Source organism: Halanaerobium sp. ST460_2HS_T2 (assembly GCF_003337665.1).
Classification (GTDB): Bacteria; Bacillota; Halanaerobiia; order Halanaerobiales; family Halanaerobiaceae; genus Halanaerobium; species Halanaerobium kushneri.
In genome coordinates this window covers 22035-30913 of the sequence record NZ_QPJF01000031.1, presented here as the reverse complement: position 1 = coordinate 30913, position 8879 = coordinate 22035, and the positions used below count along the sequence as shown (strand labels likewise).

At 29.7% G+C, this 8879-nt stretch carries 7 protein-coding genes; all 7 read left to right on the top strand.

Annotated elements, in window-relative coordinates; genetic code table 11:
• Window positions 1-130 precede the first annotated feature (130 nt).
• The 7 genes from DFR80_RS13055 (at window position 131) to DFR80_RS13025 (ending at window position 8737) form a co-directional block, all read left to right on the top strand.
• Window positions 131-1075 (top strand): hypothetical protein, encoded by a 945-nt coding sequence (locus tag DFR80_RS13055; protein ID WP_114490220.1) that lies wholly within the window; start codon window positions 131-133, stop codon window positions 1073-1075.
• A gap of 91 nt (window positions 1076-1166) precedes the next feature.
• Entirely contained in the window at window positions 1167-2156 is a 990-nt protein-coding gene (locus DFR80_RS13050; protein ID WP_114490219.1) for a bacteriophage abortive infection AbiH family protein, read from the top strand.
• A 160-nt stretch (window positions 2157-2316) separates the two neighbouring features.
• Window positions 2317-3705: a hypothetical protein gene (locus DFR80_RS13045; protein WP_114490218.1), complete on the top strand. Its 1389-nt coding sequence runs from the start codon at window positions 2317-2319 to the stop codon at window positions 3703-3705.
• A 2-nt stretch (window positions 3706-3707) separates the two neighbouring features.
• Window positions 3708-4997, top strand: a complete 1290-nt coding sequence (locus tag DFR80_RS13040; protein ID WP_114490217.1) for a hypothetical protein — start codon at window positions 3708-3710, stop codon at window positions 4995-4997.
• 26 nt (window positions 4998-5023) lie between these two features.
• Entirely contained in the window at window positions 5024-5608 is a 585-nt protein-coding gene (locus tag DFR80_RS13035; RefSeq protein ID WP_114490216.1) for a hypothetical protein, read from the top strand.
• An 11-nt stretch (window positions 5609-5619) separates the two neighbouring features.
• Window positions 5620-6051 carry a hypothetical protein gene (locus tag DFR80_RS13030; protein WP_114490215.1) on the top strand — a complete coding sequence of 144 codons (432 nt, stop codon included), beginning with the start codon at window positions 5620-5622 and terminating at the stop codon, window positions 6049-6051.
• Between the two features lie 268 nt (window positions 6052-6319).
• Window positions 6320-8737 (top strand): UvrD-helicase domain-containing protein, encoded by a 2418-nt coding sequence (locus DFR80_RS13025; RefSeq protein WP_114490214.1) that lies wholly within the window; start codon window positions 6320-6322, stop codon window positions 8735-8737.
• Window positions 8738-8879 lie beyond the last annotated feature (142 nt).

Here is an 8879-nt window from a genome sequence, read left to right as displayed (position 1 = left end):
ATCATTACTGAGTATTTAAGAGTAATTCAAAAAATTAAAGAGATAACATGATTCAAACGGTGCTATTTAGATTTCACAACATTTGTCAAAGAGCCGAAAATTTTATCTATTTAGTTATGCAGTAATTTCAATGAATTGGGATCCTTTGTTTTTGTGGTATATTTTTAATGCCCATAAAAAGAAAAATGATTCTCCCCTTAAAATAGGCGAATCTGGAGTTGAATTGAAGTTGTTTAATGATTTTGCACATTTTTTGGGAGTAAGGGCAGTTGATAGTAAAGAGCAGAAAATCTGGTATCCTTTAAATGAAACTGTGGTTCAGCGACTTAATGATCCAGAATATCAGAATAGAAGAGTTAGAGTTGGTAAGTATTATTTTCCGCATGGTTCACTTAACTGGAGAAACTGTCCCAAATGTGGTAAGTTAACTTCTTATTTGGGGAGTGAGTGGGATATTTATTCTGAAAGTTTATTTCCACCTCAATTAGTAAAAAATTTATCATTTTCACAGCCCAGGTCTAAGGAAGAATTTAATGATTTTAAGGTTGATTTAGTAGATAGTTTACAGTGTCAGTACTGCGGAAAATTAACTTCGATTAGCGATAGCCCTATGATTATGCAGAGTAGTTTTAAATTAAACCACTCTTCTTTTATTGAAGAAATTCAGAGAGATATGCGGATAGCTATTGAAGAGGCTAAACATATACTTTTATTTGGATATAGTCTTCCAGAAGATGATGTTATTTACAGGAGTCTTTTAGCTGCCCGAAAAAAATATAGTGATCAAGAAAATATACCGTATTGTTCAGTGGCAACAGGACGGATTGCTGATGCTCCTAACAAATGGCTTAAAGGCAGAGAATTAGAAGAATTTTTAAATAAAAATCCAGAATCTTCTTTTGCTGAAGTAGTTAAAATAGCTTTTGATATTTTTGGTAAAGATAATGTTAGGGGCTATGCCTGTGGTATTCCGGCTGTTTTTATGGATAAATACGGGGGACATGCAAGTAAAGCAAGGATAAAAGAGCTTTTATACCCCAAAAAAATATTTTCGAATAACCGGGTGGAGAGATAAAATAAGTTATGTGGTTTTAAAGACTGATTCATATAACAAATAAGAAGTTTCTTAATTATAGGTACCTTTATAACAGAAAAGAGGAAAAGCTGTGACAGATAATATAGATCTACCATTTAAGCAGATAGAAAAGGCTGAAATATATGCGATAAAGCCTAATCGCTTACTGTTTATTATAGGCAACGGCTTTGATTTAATGCATGGTGTTCCATCAAGTTATTATAATTTTAGAGACTTTTTAGGACGGAATAATGGTCTGAGAAATGCACTAGAGACTTACATCAAAAGAGATGATTTGTGGGCAGATCTTGAAGAAAGTCTTGCTCATTTAGATGATGAAACAATGTTGGGGACCACAAATGATATGATGGATATTTTTGATGTGAAGGAGCAATATGACGATGATTTTTCTGCAGCAGAGTTTTTTATGGCAGCTGAAGCTGCTATTGGTCCTGCGCAGACAATTATGAGCGAGCTGCCGGGAGAATTTAGGAAATGGATATCTACTTTAAAAAGCTTCAACTCTGCAAAACCTCTTGCAGACATTTTAACTAAACAATCTAGATTCATAAATTTCAATTATACTGAATTTTTAGAGATAATATATGAGATTCCTCAAAATAATATCTGGTATATCCATGGTGATAGAAGAGAAAACAATAAAGAATTGATTCTAGGTCATGCCCCTGGAGCTCAATTTGAGAACCAAACTGATCCAAATAAAATGAACAGTAAAGGTATGAGTGTAAAAAATCAAACAGCATATGATTTACGTGAAACTGCAGGTTATGGCTTGATTGACTATTATGATGCTACTACTAAAAAATCTACAGATGTGATCAAAGATAATAAAGATAAATTTGAAACATTTACTAAAATTGAGAATATAGTTGTTATTGGCCATTCTCTTTCAGAGGTGGATTATCTCTATTTTAAAGAAATTATCAAGCATAATTATAGAGCTGCAGATATCAACTGGTATATCAGCTGGTATAGTTCTGAGGATTTAGAACGAATAGAGCAATTTGTAACCGAGATGGGTATTTTAAGTTCTAAGGTAAGGCTTTTAGAACATAATTAAGATTATTATACATTACTCAAAATGAACTTATAATTGTTGAATCAGGATAAAAATTACAAATAATTGGAAAAATAATTGAACTTCATGAACAAATGTATTATAATTAATTTATAAAATTAAACTTAAATAAATTTTGGAGTTTAAAATTGGAGGGCTAAAAATGTCAAAACATATTCTTCGTTATGGGACAAATGCTGATAAGAAATTTATTGATGGAAAGGATCAATTTTATGATCTTTTAGCTATAAACGGTAATATGATGGCCTATACTCCAAAAGCACTTTCAGACTTTATTAGATTAAATCAGATGAATAATCAAAATGGTTATTTTATTGATCCTATTACTCACGGTTTTCAACATAAGTTGAGCACAATTAAATCATATAGTAAAAAAGAAGGCAAAGAAACTATTAAACTTTCAGTAAATAAACTAATTAAATCGTATGGAGAACCACTTACGAAAATTATTAAACAGGAAGAAAGACCGGTTAGAGCTGAAGATTTTGACAATCATTATGAATCATTCTGCAAAAATGTTATAAACTTTCAGCTGGATATAGTAAAAAAATATGCAAAAGATGAAGGATATTTAAAATACCTGGGTCAGGATCAAATTGCAGAAAATCTTGAACCAGAATTTGTTACACCGCCCTATTTTTATTTAACTGAAAATACTTATGAAGGTTGGTTAGATGTTAATATCAAATTTATTACTGAAGCCAAAAAACAATTTGAAGATAAAAAAATATTCGCGGAACTAGTTCTTTCAGAAGATATATTTAGTTCTGATAAAATGTTAGAGGATATAAAAGAAGAATATATAGATGCTAAACCTGATGGAATTCTAATTTGGATTGATGGCTTCAAAGAACATGAGGTCTCTTTAAGTCAGTTAAAAATATTTTTTGATTTGATCAAAACATATAATCAGGCGGGAATTAAAGTATATAATCTTTACGGTAGCTTTTTATCAATAATTTTAACTGCCTGTAAGGATAAATTGGGTTTTAGTTTGGATGGAGTGGGACACGGACTTGAATATGGCGAATACAGAAGTGTGGTTCCTGTTGGTGGTGGAATACCGATTTCTCGTTATTATTTTAGACCAATCCATAAAAGAATTAAATATGCAGATGCAGTAAATTTTCTAAATAAATTAAATGTTATTCCTCCTAACCCCGGAGAAGAATCCCAAAAAGCTGAAGAGTATTATGCAAAAATTTGTGATTGTAATATCTGCAAAGATATAATCAAGGATAATATTAATAACTTTTCTGCCTTTCAGAATACAGAGTATTATGAGATAGAAATCAGAGGGGTAAAACAGAGACGTAATTATCCTGATCGTGAAACCAAAAAAAGTTGTTTATTGCATTATTTAAACAATAAAAATAAAGAATTTAAATTTGTAGAGGGAAAATCGTTTGATATTATTTTAGAACATCTAAATAACAATTTTAATGAATATAAAGATTATAATGTTATGGATATTGAAGATATCAGCTACCTTAAGAACTGGTACCAGATTCTTAAGGATTATGAGGTGTAATTATGGGTAAAACAGTCTATATTTTTGGAGCAGGGGCTTCTATTGCTGCTGGTATACCAATTCAAAACCAATTGCTGGCTAAAATATTTACTTCAGTCAAAAATGAATCCGCAGACGGATCTGGTTTTTTAGAAGAACCTGTCCGCTTACCTTTTACTGAGTTTAATAAATATCGAAAATATCTGGCAGATTTTATTATTAATTATTTTGGAGATTTTGATTTGCAGGAATCTTATAAGAATATATTTAGTGATCAGCGAAAAAGAATTTCTGCAGGAGATTTAGAAGAAGAGACTATATTTAAAGATGATGAATATGATGATAAGTGGGAAGAAATATTTGTTGAAGTGAAAAAAATCAATATTTCTCTCGAGAATATTTTCACTATTTTAGACAAAGTTATTCTCAGCAATAAATTTTTTGGACATGAGTCCGAAAAAGATATAAAATATATTCAAGAAGCCTTAAATAAGTGCATAATTTATATTTTAACAGATGGTATGGATAAATACTCTGAGGATCAACTTTATAAAAAAATAGCTAATTATTTTAGTAAAAAGAGAATGAAGGATGAAGATTTCTCTTTAATCTCATTAAACTGGGATACTTTACTGGATAAATATCTTAATAATAGTGCTCATATAAATTCTGAGGACGATGAAGATCTCAAACTTGACTATTGTTTGTATAATTATGACTTGAATGGTGAGGTTCCTTCAATTCAGCTAAGGTCTAGCGGATTTAAAAACATAAAACTTATAAAACTACATGGATCAACTAATTGGTTAATTTGTAATAATTGTGGACGTTTATATACCAATTATAGCAGTGATATATCAATTTCAACTTTAAATCAGGAAAATAGTGAGATTAAATGTGACTATTGTGAAAGCATAGAAAGAAATTATAAGCTTCTTAGTTCTTTAGTAACTCCAACTTTTCTTAAGGATTTTGAAAGCATTCATTATAAAACAATCTGGCATAATGCTCATTTAGAATTATCTGAAGCGACAGATATTATTTTTATTGGTTATTCTTTTCCAGAAGCGGATTTTGAGTTACGTTATTTGTTAAAGAAATCTTTGCAAAAAAATGCAAAAATAAAGGTAGTACTTCATGAAAGTGATGACCCAGAATTTTATAAAGATAGAGCTAATCAAAGTTTGATAGATAAACTAAATCTACCTCAAAAACGTTACCAGTCTTTTTTTAATAATCATATCAAATTGGAATTTGATTATAGAGGAATTGAAGGTTATTTTGATGATTTAATAGATAAATCAATTATTTGATTTAAGCTGATAGAAGGGAGTTTAAAATGAAAAATAATAAATTAAGCTCTAGAGATATTTTGTTGGTTTTGTTATATTTACCCGGGAAATCTGGTAAATTTAATGAACCAATTGAAGGAAGAACTAGATTAACAAAAATGATGTTTATTTTTAAAAAAGAAATTTCAAAAAAAATAAATAAATTAGATCGGGGTTCTCTACCTGAGTTTTTTGCTTATGATTATGGTCCTTTTTCGAAAGATTTATTTGATGATTTAAGATTTTTCGAAAGTATTGATTTTATAAAAGAAAATGAGGATAATGGTAGTACTGTTGCTGAAGCTGAAATGGGAGAGTATATGTATGATATTAATAATCAAAGAGGCTTTGAAGAAAATGTTGATGTTTTTAACGTTGAGCCCCCAAGCGCTGTGTCTTTTTCTCTAACTGAAAAAGGTGAAAAATATGTAAAGGATGAATTAATAGGGGTGTTAGAAGAAGAACAAAAAGAGTTTTTAAGTCAATTCAAAAAGAAGATTAATGTTTTAAGTCTGGATGCAATATTAGAATATGTATATAAAAAATATCCTAAATATGCTACTAAATCAAAGATTAAGGATAATTATCTCTAAGGATGGTTAAAATGACTGAAGCAGAAATGGTTAAAATTTGTTATGATAAATTTAAAGTTAATAATAATTATAAAAATATTATCAGGGAAGTTCCTTTTTTGTCCAGATCAATTGATATGGTTTTAGTAACCCATAAAAATGAGATTGTTTCTATTGAATTTAAACTTAAGAACTGGAAACAGGCAATAAAGCAGGCACTTGATCACAAAAATGGAGCTGATAGAGCTTATATTTGTATGCCGGAGCCGCCAACGGGATTTAATAAATTATTTATAGAAGAATTAAAGGAAAGAGGAATTGGTTTAATAGAGTTTAATCCTGCTGATGATGCGATTAATTTTATTATTGAGGCAGAGAAGAATGATAATCGCTGGTTTCCTAATATTAATAGTTTAAAAGATATCGTTAATAGGATTGCAAATAAAAAGATATTTGCAATATAAAGAGGCTAGCCTCAGCTGCCGAATAGCATTAATGGAAAGCATTATGACTAGATAATTACTCTCACTTGAATTTAAATTTCTGGTGGGAGTTTTTTGTGTATTATTGTCGAAAATCTTGCGGGTTAACACTAAATCAAATATAATTAAGTTTAACTAATAAAGGAAATTTTACTTAAATTAATAAAATTATTCTTTTGAGAAAGGATGAATTTATTTAACTTTTTTAAAAGACTATAACTATTAATATATTGAGGGATGAGAAAAATACATGATAATAAGAATAATAAAAGCAATCTTCAACCTATTTAAACGAAAATCAAAAAGCAAAATTGAATTAGAAAAAGAGAAAGAATACATAGAAAATCAGATTGAAAAATATTATGATCTTTTTCATAATTATGGAGAATATCCTTTAAACAGAAAACAGCAGGAGGCTGTTGTTAAAAATCAAAAGTATAACCAGGTAATTGCAGCTGCAGGAACCGGTAAAACAACAGTTTTAGCTTACAGAATAAAATATCTGATTGAAGAAGGTATAGAGCCGGAAAAAATATTAGCAATTACTTATTCAAATAAAGCAGCCGAAGAGATGCAGATTAGACTTAAAGAAAAATTTAATATTACTGAGGTCAATGTAAATACTATTCACTCTTTTGCCAATAGTATTGTTAAAGAAGAAAGCGATTATAAGCTTTCTACAGTTGATCCGAATGATATTACCAACATTGTTGAAGAAGGATATAATCAGTTTTTAAATTCTAGTCAGGAGTTTAGAGGATATTTCTATAAATTTTTAAGTCATCAGAATGATGAATATCTTGATGAAACTGATTTTGAAGAAAAAACAGAATATCTTGCTGCAATGAGAACAAAAAAATACGAAACACTCAAGGGAGAAAAAGTTAAATCACGGGCTGAAAAAGCAATAGCAGATTTTTTCTTTTTATATAACATTAAATATCAGTACGAAAAGATTGCTGATTGGGCTGATAAAAGTGATGATAAAGTTGTCTACCAGCCAGATTTTTATTTAACAGAATATGATATTTATCTTGAGCACCTTGGTATAAATAGAAAGAATGAGGTTCCAGAGTGGTTTGATTTGAGTTCTGAAGAATATTTAGCTAAAAGGGAATGGGCACAAGCTCAATTTAAAAAGCATAATAAGACTTTGCTAGAAACTTTTGATTATGATTACCAGGAAGGTAATTTAGAAGCTATTTTAAAAGAAAAATTAAAAAAATATGGGATTAAGCTTAAAAAGAGAAATTTCGAAGAATTTCTGGATGCTGTAAATGATGTTAATAGCTACACTTTACTTGACGATTATAAAAAGTTTATTAATACCGCTAAAACAAACAATGTAAAAGTTGATCAAATTGAGGAGTTATTAACCAGAGGTTTTGAAAAACAGTATTACTTTGCTAAAAGTGCAGCTATGTTATATCAGTATTATGAAGACTATTTAGAGGAAAACAGGAAAATTGATTTTAATGATATGATATATAAGGCGGCTACTATTCTAAAAGAGAATCCTCAAAAATATCAAAAGCGATATGATCACCTGTTAGTTGATGAATTTCAGGATGTATCTCTGGGTCATATTGAAATCATTAAACAATTTTTTGAGGGGGACTCTAAAGTTAAATTATTTTGTGTTGGAGATGACTGGCAGAGTATTTATTCTTTTCAGGGGTCTGATCCGAAGTATTTTATAGATTTTGAAAAATATTTTGATAAATCAGCTAAAACCTATCTTGTTGATAATTATCGCTGCCCCAGTTCAGTACTTGAGGCTGGAAATTCTTTAATAGATAATAACAAACATAAGATTAAGAAAAAAGTTAAGGCAAATAATCCAGCAGAAACCATTCCTGAATTACATATTTTATCAGATAGTAATCGTTATAAACATCGAGTAACAAATTATACAGTTAATCTGGTTAAGAAATATCTAGCTGAGGAAAATGAACCAAAAGATATAATGATAATCTGTCGCTATGATGGGGCAGCTCCTTTTCTGAAAGCAATAAAAGAAAAGCTTAAGACTGATGGGATTTCATATATTGGTAAAGGAGATGACTATTATAATGCAGAGAGTAATAGTCAGAGGCCGGAAAATGCTGTTTCAATCTTTTCAGTGCATCAATCCAAAGGTCGAGAAGCAGATAATGTTATTTTATTGCATATGGTAAAAGATGATAACTTTAGTTTTCCGACAGTAGATAAAGAGAGCAAATTAATTGAGCCGGTTAAACTTAATAAAATCAACCATTTAGAAGAAGAAAGACGTCTTTTTTATGTAGCAATCACCCGAGCGAGCAAAAATCTTGATATTTTAACTCAATCAAATAATATGTCACCATTTGTTAAGGAAATTGAAAGTCATCTTGAAAAAGCTGAAAGCCTAAATCTTTCCAACATTCAAAAGAATAAAGGTTTTGATTTAACAGCTAAAATCTACAGACTCTGGGACTCAAATAGTGATAAAATTAGGCAGTCTGGGATGCTGGAGACCAGAACAGAGGAAACAATTCATTTTCTTGCCTGGGAAAGTTCTGATTTAAAAGAGTTAGAAGAAAATATATGGTATAAACTAAGAAATCTAAAACTAAAAGAATATCAAGGTAAGAAACAAATTCAATTTACTGCTAAGACAGAAATAGTTGAACTTTACCAGGAATGATTCAAAAATTTAATATCAAAATACTGGCTGAAAAGCATCAAAGAATTGAGGGATCTATTAGAAGCCGACTGGGTCGTTTAGTCTAAATCCTTTTTCAAACCGCTATTTTTGTCGAATTCATTGAATTCCCCACTGAGATAAA